Annotated in this window: 28 protein-coding genes; 3 read left to right on the top strand and 25 right to left on the bottom strand. The window is 46.3% G+C overall.

The annotated features are described in order from the left end of the window. Positions 1–49 precede the first annotated feature (49 nt). From ACFQ3J_RS05230 to ACFQ3J_RS05165, 14 genes are all read right to left on the bottom strand, one after another. A complete protein-coding gene (locus ACFQ3J_RS05230; protein WP_310735628.1) occupies positions 50–448 on the bottom strand; it encodes a rhodanese-like domain-containing protein in 399 nt (132 codons plus the stop codon). Then, entirely contained in the window at positions 417–833 is a 417-nt protein-coding gene (locus ACFQ3J_RS05225; RefSeq protein ID WP_084781442.1) for a rhodanese-like domain-containing protein, read from the bottom strand. Before ACFQ3J_RS05225 ends, ACFQ3J_RS05230 begins: the two co-directional genes overlap by 32 nt. 80 nt (positions 834–913) lie before the next feature. After that, positions 914–1,225 (bottom strand): rhodanese-like domain-containing protein, encoded by a 312-nt coding sequence (locus ACFQ3J_RS05220; RefSeq protein WP_049868177.1) that lies wholly within the window; start codon positions 1,223–1,225, stop codon positions 914–916. Positions 1,226–1,258: 33 nt separating this feature from the next. Further along, positions 1,259–1,525, bottom strand: a complete 267-nt coding sequence (locus ACFQ3J_RS05215) for a metal-sensitive transcriptional regulator (protein WP_049868178.1) — start codon at positions 1,523–1,525, stop codon at positions 1,259–1,261. Between the two features lie 69 nt (positions 1,526–1,594). Then, positions 1,595–2,071: a DsrE/DsrF/DrsH-like family protein gene (locus tag ACFQ3J_RS05210; protein ID WP_372490924.1), complete on the bottom strand. Its 477-nt coding sequence runs from the start codon at positions 2,069–2,071 to the stop codon at positions 1,595–1,597. 124 nt (positions 2,072–2,195) lie between these two features. Then, positions 2,196–2,987 carry a sulfite exporter TauE/SafE family protein gene (locus ACFQ3J_RS05205; protein ID WP_169284766.1) on the bottom strand — a complete coding sequence of 264 codons (792 nt, stop codon included), beginning with the start codon at positions 2,985–2,987 and terminating at the stop codon, positions 2,196–2,198. Positions 2,988–3,294: 307 nt separating this feature from the next. Beyond that, the gene (locus ACFQ3J_RS05200; protein WP_084781444.1) at positions 3,295–3,522 is read right to left on the bottom strand and encodes a sulfurtransferase TusA family protein; all 228 of its coding nucleotides are present in this window, start codon (positions 3,520–3,522) and stop codon (positions 3,295–3,297) included. A gap of 14 nt (positions 3,523–3,536) precedes the next feature. After that, positions 3,537–4,658, bottom strand: a complete 1,122-nt coding sequence (locus tag ACFQ3J_RS05195) for an MBL fold metallo-hydrolase (protein ID WP_049869724.1) — start codon at positions 4,656–4,658, stop codon at positions 3,537–3,539. 49 nt (positions 4,659–4,707) lie between these two features. Next, positions 4,708–5,103, bottom strand: coding sequence for a DsrE/DsrF/DrsH-like family protein (locus ACFQ3J_RS05190; RefSeq protein WP_049868181.1), 396 nt, complete (start codon positions 5,101–5,103; stop codon positions 4,708–4,710). 25 nt (positions 5,104–5,128) lie between these two features. Next, positions 5,129–5,710 (bottom strand): sulfurtransferase TusA family protein, encoded by a 582-nt coding sequence (locus ACFQ3J_RS05185; RefSeq protein ID WP_084781446.1) that lies wholly within the window; start codon positions 5,708–5,710, stop codon positions 5,129–5,131. Between the two features lie 155 nt (positions 5,711–5,865). After that, positions 5,866–6,525, bottom strand: a complete 660-nt coding sequence (locus ACFQ3J_RS05180; protein WP_049868182.1) for a thioredoxin domain-containing protein — start codon at positions 6,523–6,525, stop codon at positions 5,866–5,868. Between the two features lie 19 nt (positions 6,526–6,544). Then, positions 6,545–7,102 (bottom strand): TlpA family protein disulfide reductase, encoded by a 558-nt coding sequence (locus tag ACFQ3J_RS05175; RefSeq protein WP_169284767.1) that lies wholly within the window; start codon positions 7,100–7,102, stop codon positions 6,545–6,547. A gap of 18 nt (positions 7,103–7,120) precedes the next feature. Beyond that, a complete protein-coding gene (locus tag ACFQ3J_RS05170; RefSeq protein ID WP_049868184.1) occupies positions 7,121–7,843 on the bottom strand; it encodes a cytochrome c biogenesis CcdA family protein in 723 nt (240 codons plus the stop codon). Further along, complete coding sequence (locus ACFQ3J_RS05165) at positions 7,836–8,516, bottom strand: hypothetical protein (RefSeq protein ID WP_248551622.1); 681 nt, start codon at positions 8,514–8,516, stop codon at positions 7,836–7,838. The genes ACFQ3J_RS05170 and ACFQ3J_RS05165 overlap by 8 nt, the downstream gene beginning before the upstream one ends. A gap of 175 nt (positions 8,517–8,691) precedes the next feature. Here ACFQ3J_RS05165 and ACFQ3J_RS05160 point away from each other — a divergent pair, with 175 nt between their 5' ends. After that, entirely contained in the window at positions 8,692–9,453 is a 762-nt protein-coding gene (locus ACFQ3J_RS05160; RefSeq protein ID WP_248551621.1) for a C40 family peptidase, read from the top strand. Positions 9,454–9,471: 18 nt separating this feature from the next. On the opposite strand, the gene ACFQ3J_RS05155 is transcribed toward ACFQ3J_RS05160, so the two are convergent. Then, positions 9,472–9,708: a hypothetical protein gene (locus tag ACFQ3J_RS05155; RefSeq protein ID WP_169284769.1), complete on the bottom strand. Its 237-nt coding sequence runs from the start codon at positions 9,706–9,708 to the stop codon at positions 9,472–9,474. 136 nt (positions 9,709–9,844) lie between these two features. On the opposite strand from ACFQ3J_RS05155, the gene ACFQ3J_RS05150 reads away from it, so the two are divergent. Then, the gene (locus ACFQ3J_RS05150; RefSeq protein WP_169284770.1) at positions 9,845–11,278 is read left to right on the top strand and encodes a bifunctional metallophosphatase/5'-nucleotidase; all 1,434 of its coding nucleotides are present in this window, start codon (positions 9,845–9,847) and stop codon (positions 11,276–11,278) included. A 37-nt stretch (positions 11,279–11,315) separates the two neighbouring features. Here the strand turns inward: ACFQ3J_RS05150 and ACFQ3J_RS05145 are convergent, their stop codons facing one another. The 8 genes from ACFQ3J_RS05145 to ACFQ3J_RS05110 all read right to left on the bottom strand — a co-directional run bounded on the left by ACFQ3J_RS05145 (position 11,316) and on the right by ACFQ3J_RS05110 (position 18,683). After that, a complete protein-coding gene (locus tag ACFQ3J_RS05145; RefSeq protein ID WP_169284771.1) occupies positions 11,316–12,416 on the bottom strand; it encodes a sensor histidine kinase in 1,101 nt (366 codons plus the stop codon). Next, a complete protein-coding gene (locus ACFQ3J_RS05140; protein WP_049868189.1) occupies positions 12,403–13,089 on the bottom strand; it encodes a response regulator transcription factor in 687 nt (228 codons plus the stop codon). The genes ACFQ3J_RS05145 and ACFQ3J_RS05140 overlap by 14 nt, the downstream gene beginning before the upstream one ends. A 219-nt stretch (positions 13,090–13,308) precedes the next feature. Then, positions 13,309–14,256: a prolipoprotein diacylglyceryl transferase gene (gene lgt, locus ACFQ3J_RS05135; RefSeq protein ID WP_169284772.1), complete on the bottom strand. Its 948-nt coding sequence runs from the start codon at positions 14,254–14,256 to the stop codon at positions 13,309–13,311. A gap of 276 nt (positions 14,257–14,532) precedes the next feature. Beyond that, complete coding sequence (locus ACFQ3J_RS05130; RefSeq protein WP_169284773.1) at positions 14,533–15,282, bottom strand: C40 family peptidase; 750 nt, start codon at positions 15,280–15,282, stop codon at positions 14,533–14,535. Between the two features lie 144 nt (positions 15,283–15,426). Then, complete coding sequence (locus ACFQ3J_RS05125; RefSeq protein ID WP_169284774.1) at positions 15,427–17,760, bottom strand: VirB4-like conjugal transfer ATPase, CD1110 family; 2,334 nt, start codon at positions 17,758–17,760, stop codon at positions 15,427–15,429. After that, complete coding sequence (locus ACFQ3J_RS05120) at positions 17,753–18,118, bottom strand: PrgI family protein (RefSeq protein WP_101808189.1); 366 nt, start codon at positions 18,116–18,118, stop codon at positions 17,753–17,755. The genes ACFQ3J_RS05125 and ACFQ3J_RS05120 overlap by 8 nt, the downstream gene beginning before the upstream one ends. Positions 18,119–18,142: 24 nt before the next feature. Further along, positions 18,143–18,472 (bottom strand): hypothetical protein, encoded by a 330-nt coding sequence (locus ACFQ3J_RS05115; protein WP_094869227.1) that lies wholly within the window; start codon positions 18,470–18,472, stop codon positions 18,143–18,145. Between the two features lie 25 nt (positions 18,473–18,497). Next, positions 18,498–18,683, bottom strand: a complete 186-nt coding sequence (locus tag ACFQ3J_RS05110) for a hypothetical protein (protein ID WP_094869228.1) — start codon at positions 18,681–18,683, stop codon at positions 18,498–18,500. Between the two features lie 164 nt (positions 18,684–18,847). On the opposite strand from ACFQ3J_RS05110, the gene ACFQ3J_RS05105 reads away from it, so the two are divergent. Then, positions 18,848–19,183, top strand: coding sequence for a helix-turn-helix domain-containing protein (locus ACFQ3J_RS05105; protein WP_094869229.1), 336 nt, complete (start codon positions 18,848–18,850; stop codon positions 19,181–19,183). Between the two features lie 21 nt (positions 19,184–19,204). Here ACFQ3J_RS05105 and ACFQ3J_RS05100 read toward each other — a convergent pair whose 3' ends face one another. Then, complete coding sequence (locus ACFQ3J_RS05100; protein WP_260067525.1) at positions 19,205–19,327, bottom strand: hypothetical protein; 123 nt, start codon at positions 19,325–19,327, stop codon at positions 19,205–19,207. Between the two features lie 54 nt (positions 19,328–19,381). Then, positions 19,382–21,223 (bottom strand): reverse transcriptase/maturase family protein, encoded by a 1,842-nt coding sequence (locus ACFQ3J_RS05095; RefSeq protein ID WP_260067524.1) that lies wholly within the window; start codon positions 21,221–21,223, stop codon positions 19,382–19,384. Between the last annotated feature and the right edge of the window lie 347 nt (positions 21,224–21,570).

Here is a 21,570-nt window from a genome sequence, read left to right as displayed (position 1 = left end):
AATACTTTAACCGTTTTTATCCTTGCCCTAAACCACGCTCACCACTCGTTTACTTGCTTGCCAGTTTACCTTTCCAAGCCCCGATGCCACCTTGCAGATGGGCGATCTCCTTATGGCCGTTCTTCAACAATATTTTTGCCGCACTTTTACTACGCATACCGCTGCGGCAATAGAGCAGCACGTCACGATCCTGGGGAATCTCGGAAAGCCTTCGGGACAATTGCGAAAGAGGAATATTCTTCGCATCGGCAATATATCCGCCTTTATATTCATTCGGTTCTCGGACATCGATCACCAGCGGTTTGCCGGGTTTGCCCATATGGCTCTTAAATTCCTCTGCGTTAAGGTTTCGGAGTCCTTTGGCCGGTTTAAAGCGCGAATATGCAAACCACACGACTAGCACAAGGATTCCGATATTAATGATTGTACCTGTGTCCAAAGATTCCACATCCTTTCGTATTCACTTGTTTGCCTGTCGGCTGAAAAAAATCCCCCTGCGCGGCACACAGCTGCCGGAAGCCGCGCTTATGCAGGATGCGGGCTGCTTTATTACTCTGATAGCAACTTGAGGACAAAATAATGACGGAGTCGTCGTTAGAGAGCTCTTTATGCCACACATAAGGCAGACGTCCGAGCGATATATTGATCGAGCCGGGAACATGCCCATGCAGATAGTCCGATGCATCCCTGACATCGAGTATTTTCACACTTGACTGATTTCGTGCTTTCTCCAATTCATGACAGGGCACATATTGGAAAGAAGGAACGGGCCAAAAGCCGCGCAGGACCCACAGGATCACGGCTCCGGCAAGAATATACAAGAGTGTTATCATATGAAGTCCTTTCTACAGTACTGCGACAGCTGAATAATGACACAGCTGCCGCAGACCATGGTTATTAGAGAGGCAAAACCTCATACAAGCTTTTCTGTCCAGGCGTTCAATCCGCCGGTCATATTTACGACGTCGAAGCCCTTCTCGCTTAGCAATTCACACGCAAGACCGCTGCGATTGCCGCTACGGCAGATGACGATCGTCTCTTTCGACGGATCAAGTTCTTTTAGCCGCTCGGTGAGCTGTCCAAGTGGAATGTGCTTGGCGCCTGCGACATGGCCGGATGCCCATTCGTCGGGCTCCCGGACATCAAGCAGGTTCAGCTTCTCGCCATTCTTTAACCTTGCGGCCACTTCTTGCGGCGTTGTTGCTTTCGGAATTTTGAATGCCATGTTTTTCACTCCCTCAGATTGTTAGTTGTTGTATTAGCGGCTCTTAACCAGAAGCTCCACAGCTTCTTTGACCATCTTTCCTGTATCGTTACCGGCAGCATGTTCCGCCATGATGCATTGCTGCAAATTTTCTGCAACGATCTGCGCGATAGCCTTGTCCGATGCGTTGCGAACGGCGGACAACTGTGCCACAACTTCTTTGCAGCTCTTTCCTTCCTCCATCAAACGCAGCACCCCGCGGACTTGTCCTTCGATTCTGCGCAGCCGGGTTTTGATTTCGTCCGTGTATTCGTAGTTCATGTCCAACAACTCCTTATACGAGTATGGGTATAGTATAAAGGAAAAAATTATAAGTTCATATACGCTTGTTCAAATGAATAAGTTTACCTTTCCGTTCGCGGCGTCACCCAGATATGCGGCTACTCCTGCATACTCCAGACCATCGATCAATTCTTCCTGTTTCAGACCGAGCAAGTCCATCGTCATCGTACAAGCGACTAACTTAACGCCTTGTTCTTGAGCCAGTTCAACCAGCTCGGGCAACGACAATGCTTTGTGCTTTTTCATCACATGCTTGATCATCTGGGGCCCGAGGCCGCCGAAGTTCATTTTTGACAAACCCAGCTTCTTCGCGCCGCGCGGCATCATCCATCCGAAAGCTTTTTCAAGAAGGCCTTTGTTTGTCTTTATCGGTTCGTCCCGGCGAAGCGCGTTTAATCCCCAGAACGTGAAGAAGATTGTCACCTCGTGATCATAAGCCGCCGCTCCATTCGCAATAATAAACGCCGCGATTGCTTTATCCAAATCGCCGCTGAAGAGCACGATTGTCGTTTTATCTTTTTCCAATTCCAACGTCACATACCTTCTCTCTCATAATATTTACTCATACCCCTATAGGTATATTAACGGACAATAATAAAGAATGCAACCCTTCTGCCGCGGCAAATGTTTGCAGATACGATTAATGCATTCACAAAATGGACGACCACACTTTAATGGCCGTAAGTGCGATCAGGACGACCAAACCATATCGAAGTACCTTTACATTGATTTTCGAACTGATCATCGTGCCGATCGGTGCTCCGATCAAACTGCCGATGACGGTATATACCGTCGCCCACAGAGGGATATCCCCGCCCGTGATTTTTCCGATGACGCCTCCAACGGCCGAAATAAAAACGATCGCGAGCGAGGATGCAATCGTTGTGCGCGTGGGAATTTTGAGCACGGTGAGCATAATGGGAATTAAGATAAACGCTCCGCCGGCCCCTACGATTCCAGAAACGATACCTACTACAAATGCCGCAGTAATGGCGATGATTTTGTTGAAACGGAGGTCATCCGTATCTTGTTGTGTCCCCCTGTTGGGTATTAGCATTAGCACGACCGCCAGTACCGCAAGGATGCCGTAAATCAGGTTGATGACATCTCCGTTCAACATACCCGAAACAAAGCCGCCGACCAGGCTGCCGACGAGGATGCTGCACCCCATATAAAGGACCAACTGTTTATTGACGACGCCCGTTCCGCCCTTTTTGCTTTTTTTCCGGAACGCGATAACACCAGCAAGTGAAGCGAAAAAGACCTGAAACATGCTGATGGAGGAAACTTCGTGGGCTGTAAAGTGTGCCGCACCGAAAAGGGATGGAATATACAGTAGGAGGGGATAATTAATAATTGCGCCACCAATACCAAGCAACCCTGAAAAGAAAGAGCCGACCAGACCGATGAGCACCATGACAATGAGCAGTAAGAAATCCATGACACCCTCCTGTCGTAAAGTTTTCTCTAATGCGTGACATCAAGTTGAATACAGGTTATAATTAAAACCAAGTAAACTTATCAGAAATAAGGTGATCCGATTGCTTCAACATTTAAAAAGCTTTTTCGAAGATAAATGCCCGGTGTGCAATCAAAGACTGCAAGCGAAAATCGATATGGCTTGCAGCACGAAAACTTGCCCCCATGGCCATTATACCGAAGAAAGTTACTGTTCCCTTGGCATCACTATCGTATATGACGAGGCGAAATAAGCGGGCCCTTCCGGGCCCTTCCGGGTCCCGCTTTTTTTATACTTTGCGAACGTAAAATTTATAAACGCCGTCTTCTTCGACGTGCTGAATGAGTTCGTGTTTCGTCTGTTTAACCCAGGCTTGAAAATCATTGACGGAGCCTTTGTCTGTAGACAGGACCTCCATAACTTGACCTTGTTGCAGACTATCCAAGGCTTTCTTCGCCTTAACGATCGGCATCGGGCAGGCCATACCTTTCGTATCTACCGTGATATCTGTATTCACTTTGATGTCCTCCTTTATTTATCATGAACCGCACAGCGGTTCGGACCAATTTCCATCTCGCGTTGCTCGTCTTCGTTCGGTGTAATCTTACCCATATTCGTTTGTCGAATCTCCTGATAGGCGTTCGGTTGAGGCGGCAAATTCACGGTTACCGTCCGCCGGAACGTCTCCTCGTCTTTAATGTTCAAGCCCGGATTGTCGCGGTAGAGATCTGACAATCGGGCCATGACGCGGCCGCCATCTCCAAGCTCCGTCACTTTGCCGAAGTGGGCAGGCAGTACGATCAAATCCTGAGCCAAGCCTTTGTAACGGTTGTACAAGGTGTTGCGAAGATCGCCGACCCAGTCCTCTGCTTTGCCGGCCAAGTCCGGGCGGCCGATCGATTCGATGAACAGGATGTCGCCCGTAAGCAGATATTGATCATCCACGATAAACGACGTGCTTCCGATGGTGTGACCCGGCGAGTATATAGGTTGAATTTTGATCTTGATATTCCCTACCGAGATCTCACGACCTTCTTCCAGTTTCTCATATTGGAACGTTACTTCTGTCGCGTCCTTGGGCGGCAGCCAGTACGTTGCACCTGTTTGCTCCGCCAATTTGCGCCCGCCGGAAATGTGGTCCGCGTGCAAGTGCGTGTCCAGCGTATGTTTAATGGCCGCTCCCTGTTCCTCAGCGAAGCGTTCGAATACATCCGTCATTCGGAGCGTATCGATTACAGCTGCTTCACCGCTGGAAATGACCATGTAGGAAAGACAGCCTTTTCCGATCCGCACGAACTGGTACAGGGAGCCCCCGTCTTTCAAATCTCCGATTTTCACCGGCTCCAAATGCTCGCTCCAAGATTTCATGCCGCCTTCCAGATAAGAGACGTTAGTTCTTCCTGCTCCAACCAATTGTTCTGCCACGAATTTGGACGAACCTTCCTTGGCGCATACCACAAGCAAAGGTTTGTCGCTTGGAATTTGGTCTAGCACTGGATCCACGCCGTCAAGCAAATCAAAATACGGAATGTTGATTATCTCGACGCTCTCTCCTTCCACTTTCCAATCGTCGAAGTCACTTTGATTGCGCACGTCGAGAATGAAGAGTTCTTTTTTGTTCAGAACGATTTTCGTCAGTTCTCCCGCTGTCATCGGGCGGAGTCCGGTTGCAGTAGTCAATGTTGATTCCCCCTTTGATGAATTAGAACGTCAAGGACACGTTTGCGTCCTTCGCGAAATCCAGGAATGTGACGGCGCCGCCGACTTCGATTCCTTCAATGAAATCCTCTTTCTTTAAGTTCATGACGTCCATCGTCATTTGGCAGGCGATGATTTTCACGCCCATTTCCTGCGCCATATTCACCAGTTCCGGGATGGAAGGAATGTTGGCGTTCTTGAAGCCTTCCGCAAAATATTCTTTGCCTGCCGGCAGCGGAAGCTGGTGATGGACCTGCTTGTGAATCAGGTTCAGTCCTTCGAAGGTGAAAAAGATGGCTACCTCCGCGTCGGTTGCTGCAGATGCCGTCGCGATGTTGAAAACCTTATAGGCATCGAACATTCCACCATTGCTTGCGATAATCGCTACTTTCGTGCTCATTTTAAACGACCTCCTTGGTCCATGATTAGATTTGAAAGTTCTTTTCTATCGGTCCGGACCACCCAGACATGCCGGGCTCCACGTTTTTTACGTTCTTGAAACCCTTCTCGGACAGCAACTGGCAAGCCAGATCACTGCGCGTGCCGGTACGGCATACAACATGAATATCATCTTCGGTATTCAGCTCGCCTAGGCGCTCTTCCAGTTCCCCAAGCGGAATGGAGACGGCGCCAGGAATCCGGTTAAACGCATATTCGGCAGGCTCGCGAACATCGAGAACGGTTACGCTGCCCAGCTTTTTCTCCAGCTCATCATTGGTCACGGTGTGAGGATATTTTTTCTCTTCCTTGATCTCATCCGCGCTCGATTTACGGATAAAGTGCTTAAGCACATCGCCATTCTGAATCGTGCCCAAATAGTGATGGCCGGTATTCTTGGCCCAGCCCTGAATGTCCGCCAGTGAACCTTTATCGGTTGCCTGAACCTCGATGACCTGCCCGGAATGCAACTGATCCATCGCTTTCTTGGTTTTGACGATAGGCATGGGACAGGCCAAACCTTTGCAATCGAGCGTCTGATCTGCTTTGATTTCTGAATGTGCAGTCAAATCGTAACCCTCCTATATTGGTGTTTTGCCGGGGCTTACATATCCTGTACGAGTTTACCCTACGGATTCACATAATATAATTACTCATACCCCTATAGGTATATTACATCCTAAAGAAAGGCATTGTCAACAGGGGAGAATAGTTAACTTCAGGGTTATGACTGTGAGTCCCCGCTGACTATCCACTTTATATTTACACTCTTGATCCCATATGGCGCTAAGGTATGTTCCAATACAATCTTCATCTTTTCCTGATCCAATTCTGCTTCCGAAGGATGAACTAGAATCGTCACCTCGCCAATCCCTTGTTCAAAATGCACCCCTTCCAGAGCAGAAGACGGCGGAAACGGGTTATCATATTTATCAATACGAGTATTTAACAGTTGCCCAATAGCTGTAATTCGAGGTGCCTTAATGGACGTTTTATTCACATAGAAAGTCTCGACTGGCACTGCCATACCGTTCTGATATAAATAAATAACATAGGTTTCTGTAATTTCCTGGTTCTCAGGAAGATCGTCTGATGACCGCAACGATTTGTTATTGACTTGTCCGATGATTCGGAGCGTTTCCTCTGTCTCTTTGAAGCCCTCGAACCGATATAACTCTTGGTTGCTTGCGTCTACAAGAAGCGTAGTCGGATTTGTCTTGATCCGGTAATGGTTCGCGAGGTCGGGATGAACATCCACATGTACGACTTCATAAGAAAGTTCATCCTGACATATTTGAACTTCGCGAAGCACATTGTTCATAGATCTGCCTAATGGGCACGCCGACAACGTAAACAACATCATTTTTTTAACGGGCAAATTCATGTTGAACACCTCTTTTCCATTATTTGATTTTGGAAACAGCTTCTTTCATGGTGTCATAATTGATAGCTCCTTGATATTTCTCGCGAATAACTCCGCTGGAGTCTAACAGATACGTAGTTGGATACGCGACGACCTGATACGTCTGCATGATCGTTCCTTCCGAATCTAATAAGATAGGAAATGTCAAGCCATAGTCTTTAACAAATGACATAACTTTGTCCGTTTTCTCCTCCGTCGGTGTTAAATTAGCCCCTAAAATGACGACGTCTTGTTGGTTATAGTCTTCATAAAACCGCTGCATATGGGGCATCTCTACTCTGCAAGGCGGACACCAGGTTGCCCAGAAATTAATAAGTACTGTTTTTCCTTTATAATCGGATAGCTTGACAGGATTGCCTTGCAAATCATTCAAGGTAAAATCCGGCGCCTGTTGTCCCTTTTGAATGCCCACTTTAATATTCTGGCCTGCGGATTCCCTGACAGAAGTCCCTTCAGACGATTTTTTTTCATAATAATCATAAGCCCCATAAGCAACAAGCATAACGAGGGCAATGATGGCAATCACACTTTTCTTCATCTCTATTGATCCCCCTTGTTAGAATGTAATGTCCCAAAATGTATATTGAGAAAGCCAAGCACTGATCTTTTGCAATTGGCCGGTAAATAGCAGCAGTCCCATTCCAATAAGAAGCCAACCGTTAATTTTCGACAGAAGAGGCATCCATCGATTCATTTTTTTCATCATGCTCATCGAATACGTCAACAACCACGAAATCAATAGAAAAGGAACTCCCAACCCAAACGAATACACGGCCAGCATCCCTATTCCGTTCCACAGTGTCTCCGTAGATCCGGCCAGAAGCAAAATAGACGATAACGCCAACCCAACGCATGGACTCCAACCTGCTCCAAACGCCACACCAGTAAGAAGCGAACGGATTATGCCGCGGCTCGCAGTTGGTTTGGTTTGCCACGTTCTACCGGACATCAGCAGACGAAAATTTAGAAATCCGGCCATTTGCAGACCAAACACAACAATCAACAGACCGCTTATTCTTTGTACCAGCTCGCGTTCTTGCGCGAAGAAGCGTCCAATGAAGCTTGCAGACGCACCCATCGTAATAAAAATCAGACTAAACCCCACGATAAAACTAAACGCCTGAAGGCTCAGATTCCACCGATTCACGACAAGTTTGCCATCTTGAAAGGTAGAGCCTGTTAAATGGGAAATATAAGCGGGGATAAGCGGAAATACGCAAGGGGATAAAAAAGAAAGCATCCCCGCTGCAAAGGCTACCAGGATTGTAAGATTATCCATGAGGACCTCCTTTCTGTTGCTTTTCATCCAACCAGGACCATCCTGTTAAACACGCGGCAGCCAATAGAAAAATGATCTGCTGTTTACTGAAGGACAACAACCATACCGGACGATCGGCAACCAGAAACGAAAGCAACACATTTCCGATCGAAAACCAAACGGCATGGTTTAATCCACTTCCCGAATCGGATCCTTTTTGAGAAACCAATAATGAGATCAGGAGAAGAACAGTCATTCCAGCGTTTGCTGTATGATACAAGGAAGACTCCTCGCCTGTAATAAGCAACAACAAGTGATAGACCAACCAGCCCGATAAAGTAAACCAAATCCCCATATCGATCCACATTTTGACGCTTAAATTTTGTTTCGAATTTCTGTACCAGATATAGGAAGCCGTAACCAGACTTGCTATCCATCTTCCGCGTTCCCCACCATCAAAATAAAGTAAAGACATGGGTTGTGTGATCACATCTATGGGATAAAAGATCAGAAAGCTTCCTTTCCAAACGAGCAACCACAGCCAGAATGCATTCGCTGCATCGGACAAGTATATCCGACGCTCCAAGCTGCCTCTAAGCCGATACTGCAGCATCAACCAGCCTCCCGCTCCATAACTCAGATAAAGAATCAGTTGCCCATTTAGAACGAAAGATCCGATCTGTATATTTTGCAATTCTCTTCACCTCCTTCTCACGTAAAGCCTAATCTTCTTCTTTAAAGAAATGATAAAGCTCTCCATTGGGGGAAATTACCTCCAAGTCCAACTAACCTCCTGTGATAGGCTTTGCTTAAACCGTTAGCGCATCCTTTTCGCTACGGTAAATTACAAAACTACAGGAGGTATTACAATGCTGAAGAAAAAAATGACCTTGTCTTTACTCGCTTCTGCTCTAATTTGTGGCTCAATTATAGCGGGACAACCTACGGTTTCGGCCGCGGGTCAAGAAGGAATCATCGAAAAAAGTGTTAACTTTCGTGAGAAGCCTTCCCTAAGCGGTGACCGCATTCGTTATCTAAAAGCCGGTGAACATGTCGATATATTGGAACAAGTAAATCAGTATTGGTTTAAAATCAAGGACCTGCGTGGTCAAACTGGGTACGTAACCACTCAAAGTCAGTTCATAAAAACGAATGGTTCCGTTACGGACAAGCCTGCTGAACCGGTATCTGGGACGCCCAAGAGCATTATTGACGCGGGTATGAAGTACTTGGGAACGCCTTATGTATTCGGTTCAAGCCGTTCCAATACCCAAACGTTCGATTGTTCTGATTTCGTCAGACAAGCCTTTAAAGATGGAGCCGGAGTTATTCTTCCAGGGAATTCAAGAACCCAGGCTGCTTATGTAAAGAAAATTGGAGCTACTACGACAAACTGGAGGGAGCTGCATCCTGGAGATATTATGTTCTTTATGTCCTACGAGGGGAGTAAAAGTAGTGACTACTCCGGAATCAATAAATCCTCGCAGCGAATTACCCATAATGGAATCTATCTAGGAAATGGGAAAATTCTGCATACGTATTCCGAGAAATCGGGCGGGGTTCGAATCGATCAAATTGAAGGGAAGCATTGGGAGTACCGATTTGTATTTGGCGGAAGCGCTATAAAATAGATGTGTAAGGAAGGGATGCTATTGTCCCTTCCTTTTCAAACTATCAGAATTGGAAATTTGAAGCATCTTCCTTCTCACGATTTCAGGTTCCAGTTCTATACCTGCACATAGCACTTCAAACCAAGCCGTATTCAAAAAAGCAAGCGCTTCTTGTCGGTTTTGAAAATTCTTCCCTCCTTTCTTTGGTCTGGGGGATATATCCAAATAGGTCAATATCAATATTTCACAGATCAAAGTCCGATATCCTTCATTCATCTTAAACGACCTCCTAAGCACCGTGCTTCAATACTATCGGAGGGGTGTTAAGTTTTAATAAAGCTAGGTTTGGCAATGATTGGTTTGCCTATACTACTATGTAGGTATGAATCACTTGCAGAGAAGAGGAGAGAAGATGGAACTTACCATAATTCAGCAAAACGATACGCATGGTTGTTTGGATGCCCATCCTGAATTTTTTTGGCATGATACACAACCTTCGTATATGACATGTGGAGGGTTTTCGCGCATACATCGATATGTAACAGAACTAAAAAAAAGACGTCCCCATGTCCTTTTTGTCGACGGAGGCGATTTGTTTCATGGCACAGCTCCTCTTGTATTGTCCAAAGGAGAAGCCATTATCCCATTATTGAAAATGATGCCGCTTGACGCATTCGTTCCAGGAAATTGGGATTATGCGTATGGCCCATCACAGTTGTTTGCTCTCTTGGATCAGGTTTCTTTTCCGGCCCTGGCAATGAATATGAAATCTTCATCCGCTGCCGCCCCGCTTAAGACGCAGTGGATTAAAGAAATGGGCGGAATTCGTATAGGTATGACGGGATGGACCTACTCATTTGTAGATCAAACGATGCCACCTGCTTTTTCCGAGGGATTGTCTTTCTCACTTGATCTAGCTGAGATGAGCCGGAACATACGAAAATTACGGGTGGAAGATAAGTGTGATCTCGTAATCGTATTGAGCCATATGGGACTGCCCCTGGACGTGAAAGCCGCTTCCAATATCGAAGGAATCGATATTATTTTAAGCGGTCACAGTCATGATCGACTTACCCATCCCATTAGACAAAATGGAACATGGATTATTCAATCCGGAGCCAGTTCTTCGTTTCTTGGGCAGTTTGAACTGAATTTTGAATCCGGCATGATAACGAAGGTTCAACATCGTCTTATTCCGCTATTTGCACATGAATTCGAAGAAGATCCGGAAATCTCCAAATTAATTGTTGAAATTAACGAAAGGCATGAAACGCATTTAAGTGAGATCATTGGGGAACTACAGACACCGCTGCATCGCATGTTCCTCAATGAAACGCCAATGGATCGACTAATTACCGATGCTTATCTCCATTCTGTCGAAGCCGATATTGCTTTATCACATGGTTGGAGATACGGAGCCCCTATTCTGCCAGGTCTCGTAACCTTGCGGGACTTATATCAAATCATTCCGACAAATCCAGAGCTTTTCACCGTAGAACTGGATGGCAAACAGATTCTGGAGGCTTTTGAATCTAATCTGGAACAGGTCTTCTCCCCTGATCCTTTCCACCAAAAAGGGGGATATGTCATGCGGGCAAGCGGCATCACAATGGCTTACAAACCTTATAATCCGCCTGGCCATCGAATTGAACATTTTCTTATCCAAGGAAAACCATTGAAGCTAGGAACCACCTATCGAATTGTGAGCGCAGGTGAACAAATTCTATACCACTATGATCCACTTAAGAAGAAGCTAGGGATCCATGCTCACGATGTGATTACACAGTATTTTAAGTCTTACAAGAAAATTGAAATCAGTGATACACCCAAAATTTTTTGCATATAGCAAAACAAACCGGTGCAATCCATGCCGGTCTGTTTTGTTATTTCAAATTTTTTTTCGAGTTGCGAGGCAGTGTTACCCAAAACGAATGTTTATTATTCTCCGACTCCAGTCCCACTCTGCCTCCATGCTTCTTCACAATTTCTTTTACAATAGCCAAACCAAGCCCGCTTCCTTTTGCTTTCTCTCCGCGATGTCTCGATGGATCCGCTTGAAAAAAACGTTCAAATACAAATCCGCGCACCTCTTCAGGTATTGGCTCGCCAACATTACTGACGGTGATTCGATACTGAAGAGGTTCGATAACCCCGATCACCCAAATCATCCGTCCCGTATTATAGCTTATCGCATTCTGTATCAGATTGTTTAACACCTGTCTTAATCCGCCTTCGTCACCGATGACAACGTCTTGTGAAACAGATACTTCCAACTCCATATTGTTGCTTTGAAGTTCCCATTGAAAAGACTGCGTGCACCGAGTAATCAGGTCATCGATTTGTATATTGCTGTAAGTCATGCTTGCAGCTTGTCGATCCTCCCATACAGAAAGCTGATGCAACTGCTCCACAAGCCGGGTAATATGCTGAGACTCTTCCAGCAGTGACAGATACAAGTCTTTATCCCCGACAATCACACCGCTGCTTAATGCCTCCAGGTAGCCGTTTAGATTGCTAAGAGGTGTTCGTAAATCGTGAGATATGTTGCTTAGCATCCTTTTGCGATTTTCTTCAGTCTGCTTTAAAGTCTGAGTCAAATCGTTAAAATACTGAGTCAATTGGCCAATTTCATCCACTGACGATACTTTAATGGGCTCTGGGTATGATCCGTCCATTAGCTGCCGTGTCAATTGGGTCAAACGTTTTAAAGGAGAAAGTATTTTCTTGATAAACACAAAATGGATGAGCGCGGCAACAACGATTGCTAGCAAACTTGCCCGAATCAGATAAAAATGCATGGTTCTGTTAAAGAAAATGTTCTTATCTTCACCGACAAGTCGATACTTTTCTACAAGAACACAAGCAAAATCCTTGACTGAAACACCTACTAGCCAGATGACAATGAGCATGACCAGAACGTTAACCGCAATTAATTTCCAAGTTATATGCTGCTTCCATGTACTAAACTGCTTAATTTGCGACAAAGCGATACCCCATTCCACGGATCGTTTCAAAAAAACACGGGACATCGCTCGATGTCTCGATCTTTTCCCTTAGCTTTCCCACATGAACATCTACCGTGCGGTCGATCACATTTTTCTCTTCGTTCGGATAAAGCTCGCATAAAATTTGCTCACGCGATAAGATTTGATTGGGATGTCTCATAAAAAAGTACAACAGTTTAAACTCATGCTGAGTAAGAGGGACAATGTTCCCGTTATATTTGACTTCTCCACGCAAAGGTTTTATTGTCAATCCTTTAAAACTAATTTTGCTGCATCGATTTGATGTTCGTCGAAGTACAGTATTCACCCGTGTGACCACTTCTTGAGGGCTGAAAGGCTTTGTTACATAATCATCAGCACCCATTTGAAGTCCTTCAATCCGCTCTGATTCCGTAATTTTGGCCGTCAACATAATAATGGGAATATCACTTTTGAGTTCGCAGCGAATCCACGTGCATAATTCTTCACCGCTTAGCTTCGGCATCATCAGGTCTGTAATGACGAAACAAGGATCATGCTTTTGAAAAGCCTCCTTTCCTTCTTCTCCATTTTCAGCCTCTAATACTTCGTACCCTTCTCTTTCCAGATATAGTTTAAGCAGCTTTCTTATTTTCGGATCATCTTCGATGATCAATATGTTTTTTCCCAGCATGCGTTCCCCTCCCTAGAGTAGGTTTTCATTTTATAAGGATAGTTTAAAGAAACGTTAAAGTTCATTCCAGAACTACAATTTGGATATCGGTTTCTGACAGGGTCGTAATCATAGCTCTACGGTGAGTCTATAGATCCTTGTTCACGGAAATTAAAAGAAAACAAACCGGAACCTTGCAACTAAAGTTGCCATGGTTCCGGTTTGTTTATATGCTTGACGTCAACCTTCTGGCGTTGGTTTCCCTTCAATCGTCAATGGTGCATGCTTCATGGACTTTTGTGGAACAATGGGATCGGAATATCTAACCTTATCTTTGAACCAATTTCGACGAATTATGATGAATACAACTGCTGCTATAATTATCAGCACTGCTATTAGCTGAGATATGCGAATGTTCTTTCCTGCTTCCATCATCCCCCAACCAAACGAGCTCATTGGCGACCAAGTCGTCTTAAGGAATGAGGCAAGCCATTCCGGTCCGGCAAAAACCAAGCTATCCGTGCGAACCCCTTCAATGTAAAAACGTCCAAGCGAATACCAAATGAAGTAACTCATAAACAACTCGCCAGCTCGCAAAAACGGCCGTCTGCGCAGCCAAAGAAGGAATAAGAGCCCTGCAAAGCTCCAGACAGACTCATACAAAAATGTCGGATGGTAATATTGACCGTTGATATACATCTGGTTGACTATAAAGTTCGGAAGATGAAGTGTGTTTCTCAGAAAACTTTCTGATACTGAACCGCCGTGAGCCTCTTGATTCATGAAGTTTCCCCAACGTCCAATCATTTGACCGACGATTAAACCTGGGGCGCATATATCTGCGATACGCCAGAAATTATAGCCTTTTTTACGTGTGTAAATGACAGCAGCCGCAATGGCAGCGATCAAAGCTCCATATATGGCAATACCCCCATGCCATATGTTAATCATTTCCAAGGGATTGTTCTTATAATTTTCCCATTCAAAGGCTACATAGTAGATTCGTGCTCCGATTAATGCAGAGGGAAGACCATACAAGACCAGATCCATAAAAAAGTCGGACTTTATGCCAAATCGCTTTCCCTCATGAGAAATCAGTATCAAACCAAGTAAAGCACCCAATCCAATAATGATTCCATACCAGTGAACAGAAAACTGGCCTATCGAAAATGCTATCGGGTCTAACATGAGAGATCATTCTCCTATCTTTATTTCTCCTATACTGAAATGTGTTGTGCGAGTCTCGTGCTTCTTTATAGGATTTTGTTCTTCTTGGCTCAAGCCTAATTTCTTTCGTGAATATTTTACAGTGGAAGGAAGTTTTTTAAGCCTTACCTCTTAAGAATTATAACACATGATATAGACACTTGCCGAATCTGTGACAAGGAAGTCTCTTACTGTACATAAAAAAGCCGTGTGCATCTTTGCAGCACGCACAGCGGCTTTCTTGTATCGATCCCCGTATTAGGATTGATAATATGGTCTCCCATACATCACTTGAAATTCGGCGTCAAATACATTGCGATAAACAACTTGTAACCGGCTGGAGGAGGCATCGATAACCTTGCCTTCGCCGGCATAAATGCCAACATGTGTAATATTCATAAATCTCCCGTTCGCCTCATAGCTCCAGAAAATCAAATCACCCGCTATTAGCTCATTGGAGGTAAGGGAAAGTTCGTTTTCCGCGATAAAGCGCGCCTGTTCTGCCGCCGTTCGGGGCACCTCAACGCCTAATTGCCGATATACCCACTGTACTAGATAACTACAATCGGTATAGTTATCTTTTCCTGCTTTTAGCTGGCTGTATGGATCGCCCAACCGAGTCAATGCCAGTTCGACAGCCTGGCTTCCAAGCACACCAGCGGGCAAATCGGATATAACCGCCGCAGACTGTTCGGACGTTAATCCGGTATCACCGTTCTTCCCAAGAATGGCCATCATCATGGGACGAAATTCAACCGATAGAAGTTCATTCGTCAAATCGACCTGTTCCGTGGAAAAACCATAGAGCGTCGCTTGCTGCTCTGCTGTTCGGGTAGAAATCGACAGTTGCAGGACGTGCTCGTATTCTGTTACCGACTGTTCCTCCACACTTCCATCACTCTGTTCAACGGCAACGGTTCTTGTATGCTCTAGTGTTTCGAGCTGCGAGTCGATCTGATTCATATCCCAAAAAACAGCCTGCAGCAACTCCTCTCTCTGTTGATCCATTGTAAACACTCTATGCGAGCGGCAAACTGGGCGTCCATTTCCTCTAAGATTTGAATCATTTTTTTGTGTCGGGTCCTGTATTTTCGTCAGCCACAAAAATGCCGAACGGTGAGGAAAGCAGCGCCGCGACGATCATAATGATTATTACCGCTCGCCGGGCTTCGTCGTCATCAAGTTATACAGTTTCGTGTGCCGCGGGAACTTATCGTTAAACGGTACAAGGGAACTGCCGACCTTCATCAGTCCATTCCCGGCGTCAACATTCGTAATGTAAGACAGTTGCAGATCCGAAATGTTGAGCAACTCGGCAAGCTCCATCCGGTCGGTGCTGGCCTGATTCAGCATGACGATGAATTCACTGTTTGCGAGCATGGTGCGGGCTGTATGGCTTTGCAGTAGATCGTCCACATTTTGCGTAATCCCTGTGCAAAAAGCGCCATACTTTCGGACACGCTTCCAGAGCGTGAACAGGAAGTTGGCGCTGTATTCGTGCTGAAACAAAAGGTAGATTTCATCAATAAAGATAAACGTATTCTTGCCTCTGGCGCGATTTTGCGTAATCCGATTCAAGATGTTGTCGAGTACGACCAGCATGCCGATGGGAAGAAGCTGCTTGCCCAAGTCGAGAATATCGTAGCAAATCAGCCGATTGTGGACGTTGACGTTGGTCGATTGGGCGAACGTATTCAGACTGCCGGAAGTAAATAATTCAATAGCCAGCGCGATGTCCTGAGCCTCCGGTTCTGCTTGCTTGAGCAGCTCCGCGCGAAAATCCTGCAATGTCGGCGGCTGTCCCTTATAGTTGCTCCGCAAATACTTGCGGTACACAGCGGCGGTACAGCGATCGATGAGCGACTTCTCCTTGGCTCCAAGCTGATGTCCTCCGATCAACTGCTCGCACAACGACAGGACGAATTCCGATTTAAGAATGATCGGATTGGCTCCGTCGCCATAATCCCGGTTCATATCCATCGCATTGATATGGTTCGACGAAGTAGCAGAAATGTGAATCGTCTCGCCACCCAGCGCATTTACCAGAGCGGAATACTCCCGCTCCGGGTCAATCAGGATAATGTCGTCATCGCTCGCCAATATCTGGTTGACGATTTCCCGTTTTGCGGCAAAGCTTTTACCGGAACCGGATACGCCAAGGATAAAGCTGTTTCCATTCAGCAGTTGCTTTCGATTGGCGACGACCATATTTTTGCTGATGATGTTTTGCCCGTAATAAATGCCGTCCGGATGCACGATCTCCTGCGCTCGAAACGGGATAAAGACAGCCGTACTTTCAGTCGTGAGCGTCCGCAAAGCATGAACCTTTCGCAGCCCATACGGTAGCACCGTATTCAAACCGTCCATTTGCTGATAGGAGAGCGTAGAAAACTGGCACAAATGCTTGCGGGCCGTAGTGAGCAATGTCTCCGTATCGCTATCGAGTTGTTCTTTGCTGTCCGCGACATGCACCATCGTAAGTAGTCCGAACATCATCCGCTGGTCGCGTGTGGTCAGGTCGCTAAGAAATTCCTTGCTTTCTTTGCGCTGCTGCTCCATGTCGTAAGGGATGACAGCAGAAAAGTTGTTGTTGCGATTTTGCCGCCGTTGCCAATTCGTAATGTTCGTTTCCACACCGAGCAGTCGATTCTCCACTTCGCGGACAGCTTCGTCGGTCGGAATCGGGATCACATCGAGCGATAGAAGCAAGTTGCGGTTCAAGTCGCACAGTTCAGCTACCATGCTGTCCTTGATGTAGCTGGCGTAATCACGCAGAAAGATGACCCGACCGTAGTATTCGCCCATCCGAAAATGATCTTTGGCAAACTCGAAGGTGTCCGGGCAAATGTAATCCTTGAAATCGTGACCCTTGCGCATCATCTCCTGCATGTCGAAGCGAAAATCGGCTTCCTCGCCAATCCGGAAGAAGTCATGCAGAATGCGCAGGCGGTCAGTCGCATCAAGCTCGGTACATTTCGAGCCGAGACGAGAGAAATGCGCCGTCAACTCCGTGCCGACCCGCGCGAAGTAATGGCGAGCTTCATCCACATTCTTTTTAACCACGGAGATGGTGATGTATTTCTCTTGAATCGTCCCATTTGTGTTGCCATCAGTCGCTTTACCAAGCAACATGTCGTTGTACTCCTGCCGATACACATCCAGCCCGTCGTGCTGGAGCGGAATAAGAATGGAACGTTCTACATCTGCCTGATTCAGCCGCCGATTGTGAATCGTAATCTTCGTCGTTGCGCCGCTGTCAAACGAATTAAGCAATTCGGAGTAGGAAAGGAACATCGTCTCCTTGTCCTCTCTCGATGCGACAGCGTAATTTATGTCCGCGAAACGGAACGACTTCGAGAACTTGTTGCCGACAGCAAAAATCCCGTCCGGCCAGATGGCGCGGATCGGGATCGCTTGTTGTACGCTTTTGGGAATGACAGACCGCTCCTTGTCCTGCTTCATGGTCCGCCTGAGCGTCTTAATCATTGCGCTTCATCCTTTCTTGCTCACGCTTGTGCAGGCTTCCTTTCAGCGCTTCGTAGTATATGTTGGTCGAGCGGAAGACAAGCCGTCTTGGCATCAGAAACTCCGACTTCACATACGCCCACAATAGTTGCTCCGCCGTCATACCGTGATAGCGGATAAACCCGAGCGCGGCGCAGGGAGCTGCCCCCAATATGCACATCCAACTGAGCGTTTCCAGTCCAAAATGACTGCGCAGCCCGAAATACAGTCCAATCGCCGCAGCGACCGCCAGAACAGAAAAAAAGAACTGCCGCAAGGACAGTCCGAAGAACAAGCTTTCCGTATAATCCCGGATTTCCCGGTTGATTTTCACTTCCACTTTTATCCCTCCCGGATGAGCAGTCTACGCCTCAGGCTCGTTGCATTCAGGTTTGAACAGTGTGTCGTCATCAAATGGCACAGGATTGCTCAATAGTTCCACAGCAAGCTGAAAGCCATCCTTCATCCCTTGCAAATATAACCACTCATTGATAATCGATTGTTTAAAATGATGTCTGTCCTCCCAAGCTTCAAATTCAGGCATACGACCAATATCCATACCAACAAACAAGACTTGAAAAGCCTTCTTTTCTTCAGCACGAACACGCTTGAGATCAGGATGATGCTCGAATCGTGCAGAAACGTAGTCCAATCGACCTTGAATAGCTGTTCGAAACCACGGTGGAATTTCCATTACCTGCTTCCCCCCCACAACTCTTTTACCTTACCTGCTGCTTCTGCTTGGCTTTCATGTGATGATAGCAGGCTACTAGCTGATCGACCTTCTGACTTTGCTCTTGAAATGCTTGATGGCCGGATAAAGAAATGGATTGCTTTATTAACTGTTCACCAAGCGTATTCAGCTTTCGCCGCTCCTCTTCCAGCTTTCTTAACAATTCGTTCATTTATCCATCCTCCCGTTTTTATTGTGAGAGCCGACATTTTTGAATGAAATACGGTGTATGTTAGAAGACTACTTCGATGGTAAGTTTTAATCTCATTTATGTCAATTGTGTGCTTCTCCATAATGGGAGTTATAAACTCATCCCCTTTAAAGAGGTGACGCTTGATGATTGGTTACGATAAAAAGAAGGTGGGGCAACGCATTCGGAAGCAACGAGAGGCTTTGGAAATTTCTCGTGAACAGCTGGCTGAACGAATTGGACGGGTCCCAAGATTTTGCGCCGATATTGAACGAGGTAAAGCCGGGATGTCCATTGAAACGATGTTCAGCATTTGCAATTTGCTCAAGCTTTCTCCTAATGAATTGCTTCTGGGTCAAGAGGAGAGCTCCACACCTTACGATGAAACAGCATTGATTATGGCTGCGCTCAATCAATGCACAGAAAAGCAGCGTAAGGATGCTTTGGCGCTATTGAAGCTTTTTCTGACAGCAATCCGATAACTCCCATCATTCACAAGGTGGTTACAGTCCCATCATTTCGCGCACGATGCGATCTGCCATTTTTACCGTACCGACAAGAACGAGCATGTTGAAAAGTAGGGTAAGCGCCCGGCGCCTTACCGCATTGCGGCGGCAGGTTTCCAAGCACTCCCCTCCGAACCGGACATACACCTCTCAATGTATCCGGCTCTCCAGAAATCAGTCTAAGTTTCCAGCGTGTAACTGTACGTGGCAGTGTTCGCAGAGAGCCATCGTTTTACGCCTTCGCGCAATCATGGCTTTTTCCCATTTTTTCCTGCCCTTCAGGTCTTTCAGCTTGCGGACATGGTGAATATCCATGTCCACATTTTCCGCTCCGCACCATTCGCACTTTTTCGCCTTTAATCTTGCAATCAGGCTGTTCGGACTGCTGTTGGCGTAGACTTTTGGTTCAGCGTCAACATTTTCGGCAGCGGCTTCGTCACTGTGACGGAAGCCCTCGTTGTATAGCAACATCACTTTTGAGCCGGATTTTGTTTCGTATTTCACGCCAAAGTCTTTGCCCATTCTGTATTTGTCCTTGATTGCGCCAATACGGGTCTTGTATTTCGCGGCAAATGTTTTGAACATGCTGTATTTCATGATGTAGCCAAAGCCGCTCAGCACGGAAACATTGTCGGCAATTTTGTAATAGTTATACAATCCCCGTATTTCGGCGTTATACTGTTGCAAGATTTCAAGGTCGTCATTGTGGAATAGGTGCGTCCGATGGAACGGTTTCCAAACCTCACGATTGCCGTTTCTCGCGTCATAATGGATTTTCATCGCGCCGTAATAGATCAGCTTGTTCATCCATTTTCCCTTGGGGACATACAGCTTAATCCGCTCGTTGTACACGCGGCGGGTCATACCGTTTTTGTCCTTCTTGATGTCCCTGGAACGGTTGGAATAGATGTCAAAGCTAAGAAAGCGCGCTGTATCTTTTGCATTTGTTACCAATGTCTTGTCTGCAGATAGATCCAATTTCAGGCTGTCCTTGAGGAATGACCCCACTTCGGTCTTGAGGGTTTCTGCATCCCGCTTACTTCCGATGACGCCAATCAGAAAATCGTCCGCGTAGCGGATATATACCACTCTGCGATAAGATTCATCCATTTGGTCTGTGCTGTCTATGCTCATCATCTTGGCTCGTGTTTCGCGGATTTCCCTTTGTGCCTGCTTCTTTTGCTCATCCGACAGGGATTCCCATTTCTCTTTGCTGTATTTCCTGCCGCGCAGATAGTCAAGGTGTCCCCGATAACGGTTGTATTCGCAGCTTCTCAAACGTTTCTTTCCGGAATTGAATTGCCCTGCGTATTGCTCCATAAATTTGTCCAGTTCATTCAAGTAGATGTTCGCAAGAATCGGACTTGCTCCGGAGCCTTGCGCTGTGCCGGATAAGGTATTGTGATAAACCCAATTTTCCATATATCCGGCTTTCAGGAACTTCCAAATCAATCCCAGAAAATGCTCGTCTTTGATTCTGCGGCGAAGCAGACTGACCAAAACATGGTGGTCTACGTTGTCGAAACAGCCACGTATATCTCCCTCAACAAACCATTTCACGCCCGTAAAACGGGTTTTGACCTCCAATAACGCTGTGTGACAGCTTCTTTTCGGTCTGAATCCGTGAGAGCGTGGCGAAAAAGTACCCTCATAGATACTTTCCAGTATCATGCGGATAACCTCTTGCAACAATTTATCGTCGAAAGAGGGAATACCCAGCGGGCGCTTCTTTGTCGAGTCGCTGTTTTTTGGGATATAGGTTCTTCTTGCAGGGTTCGGCTGGTAACTGTAATTTTTGAGTGACGCAATCAGCTTGTCGATCCGTTTGATACTCATTCCATCGATTGTCGACCCATCCGTTCCCTTTGTCATGTTGCCCGCCGTGGCATAGATGTTCTGATAGGCTTGCAAATAGAACTCCGGGTTGTACAGGTTGCGATACAGCCTTTCATAGCTGTAATCGCTGATACACGCTTTTGACCGTAGACTTTCCAATACTCGATTAGGACTCCTCATTGTGCCTCACGCACCTTTCCTTATCTTGTATGGGATGATTTCCTGCCGCCCTTCGCCATGTGGACGCCATTAACGCCCTCGGACTACTACGGCGGCTCCGTTGCCATGCCGGATTTTCAGCGTCATCTCTCTTGGCTCCCGCCTTGAGATTTATCACCTTGTGGCATTACACATAGCTGTAAAACAGCGTTCCGGTTTAGGCAATCTCCGTTTAGGTTTACTGAACATAGCTTGTTGTGATGTCGGATGGGATTTTCGCCCGTTACTCGCTTATTGCGATTGGTCGTCACGGATATACCGCGGTTGGAAAACTAATTGTTCCTTCCGCCGTGACGCACGGCTTCTCA

This window comes from Paenibacillus provencensis, assembly GCF_042678545.1.
GTDB lineage: Bacteria > Bacillota > Bacilli > Paenibacillales > Paenibacillaceae > Paenibacillus > Paenibacillus provencensis.
This window is presented reverse-complemented; position numbering and strand designations above follow the sequence as displayed.

Bases quoted from the DNA above. Each gene is read 5' to 3' on its own strand.
- ACFQ3J_RS05225 (WP_084781442.1), bottom strand. From the start codon at position 833: ATGATAACACTCTTGTATATTCTTGCCGGAGCCGTGATCCTGTGGGTC.
- ACFQ3J_RS05220 (WP_049868177.1), bottom strand. From the start codon at position 1,225: ATGGCATTCAAAATTCCGAAAGCAACAACGCCGCAAGAAGTGGCCGCA.
- ACFQ3J_RS05215 (WP_049868178.1), bottom strand. From the start codon at position 1,525: ATGAACTACGAATACACGGACGAAATCAAAACCCGGCTGCGCAGAATC.
- ACFQ3J_RS05205 (WP_169284766.1), bottom strand. From the start codon at position 2,987: ATGGATTTCTTACTGCTCATTGTCATGGTGCTCATCGGTCTGGTCGGC.
- ACFQ3J_RS05195 (WP_049869724.1), bottom strand. From the start codon at position 4,658: ATGACAGCGGGAGAACTGACGAAAATCGTTCTGAACAAAAAAGAACTC.
- ACFQ3J_RS05190 (WP_049868181.1), bottom strand. From the start codon at position 5,103: ATGAGCACGAAAGTAGCGATTATCGCAAGCAATGGTGGAATGTTCGAT.
- ACFQ3J_RS05180 (WP_049868182.1), bottom strand. From the start codon at position 6,525: ATGAATTTGCCCGTTAAAAAAATGATGTTGTTTACGTTGTCGGCGTGC.
- ACFQ3J_RS05175 (WP_169284767.1), bottom strand. From the start codon at position 7,102: ATGAAGAAAAGTGTGATTGCCATCATTGCCCTCGTTATGCTTGTTGCT.
- ACFQ3J_RS05170 (WP_049868184.1), bottom strand. From the start codon at position 7,843: ATGGATAATCTTACAATCCTGGTAGCCTTTGCAGCGGGGATGCTTTCT.
- ACFQ3J_RS05160 (WP_248551621.1), top strand. From the start codon at position 8,692: ATGCTGAAGAAAAAAATGACCTTGTCTTTACTCGCTTCTGCTCTAATT.
- ACFQ3J_RS05155 (WP_169284769.1), bottom strand. From the start codon at position 9,708: ATGAATGAAGGATATCGGACTTTGATCTGTGAAATATTGATATTGACC.
- ACFQ3J_RS05150 (WP_169284770.1), top strand. From the start codon at position 9,845: ATGGAACTTACCATAATTCAGCAAAACGATACGCATGGTTGTTTGGAT.
- ACFQ3J_RS05140 (WP_049868189.1), bottom strand. From the start codon at position 13,089: ATGCTGGGAAAAAACATATTGATCATCGAAGATGATCCGAAAATAAGA.
- lgt (WP_169284772.1), bottom strand. From the start codon at position 14,256: ATGTTAGACCCGATAGCATTTTCGATAGGCCAGTTTTCTGTTCACTGG.
- ACFQ3J_RS05130 (WP_169284773.1), bottom strand. From the start codon at position 15,282: ATGGATCAACAGAGAGAGGAGTTGCTGCAGGCTGTTTTTTGGGATATG.
- ACFQ3J_RS05125 (WP_169284774.1), bottom strand. From the start codon at position 17,760: ATGATTAAGACGCTCAGGCGGACCATGAAGCAGGACAAGGAGCGGTCT.
- ACFQ3J_RS05115 (WP_094869227.1), bottom strand. From the start codon at position 18,472: ATGGAAATTCCACCGTGGTTTCGAACAGCTATTCAAGGTCGATTGGAC.
- ACFQ3J_RS05110 (WP_094869228.1), bottom strand. From the start codon at position 18,683: ATGAACGAATTGTTAAGAAAGCTGGAAGAGGAGCGGCGAAAGCTGAAT.
- ACFQ3J_RS05105 (WP_094869229.1), top strand. From the start codon at position 18,848: ATGATTGGTTACGATAAAAAGAAGGTGGGGCAACGCATTCGGAAGCAA.
- ACFQ3J_RS05095 (WP_260067524.1), bottom strand. From the start codon at position 21,223: ATGAGGAGTCCTAATCGAGTATTGGAAAGTCTACGGTCAAAAGCGTGT.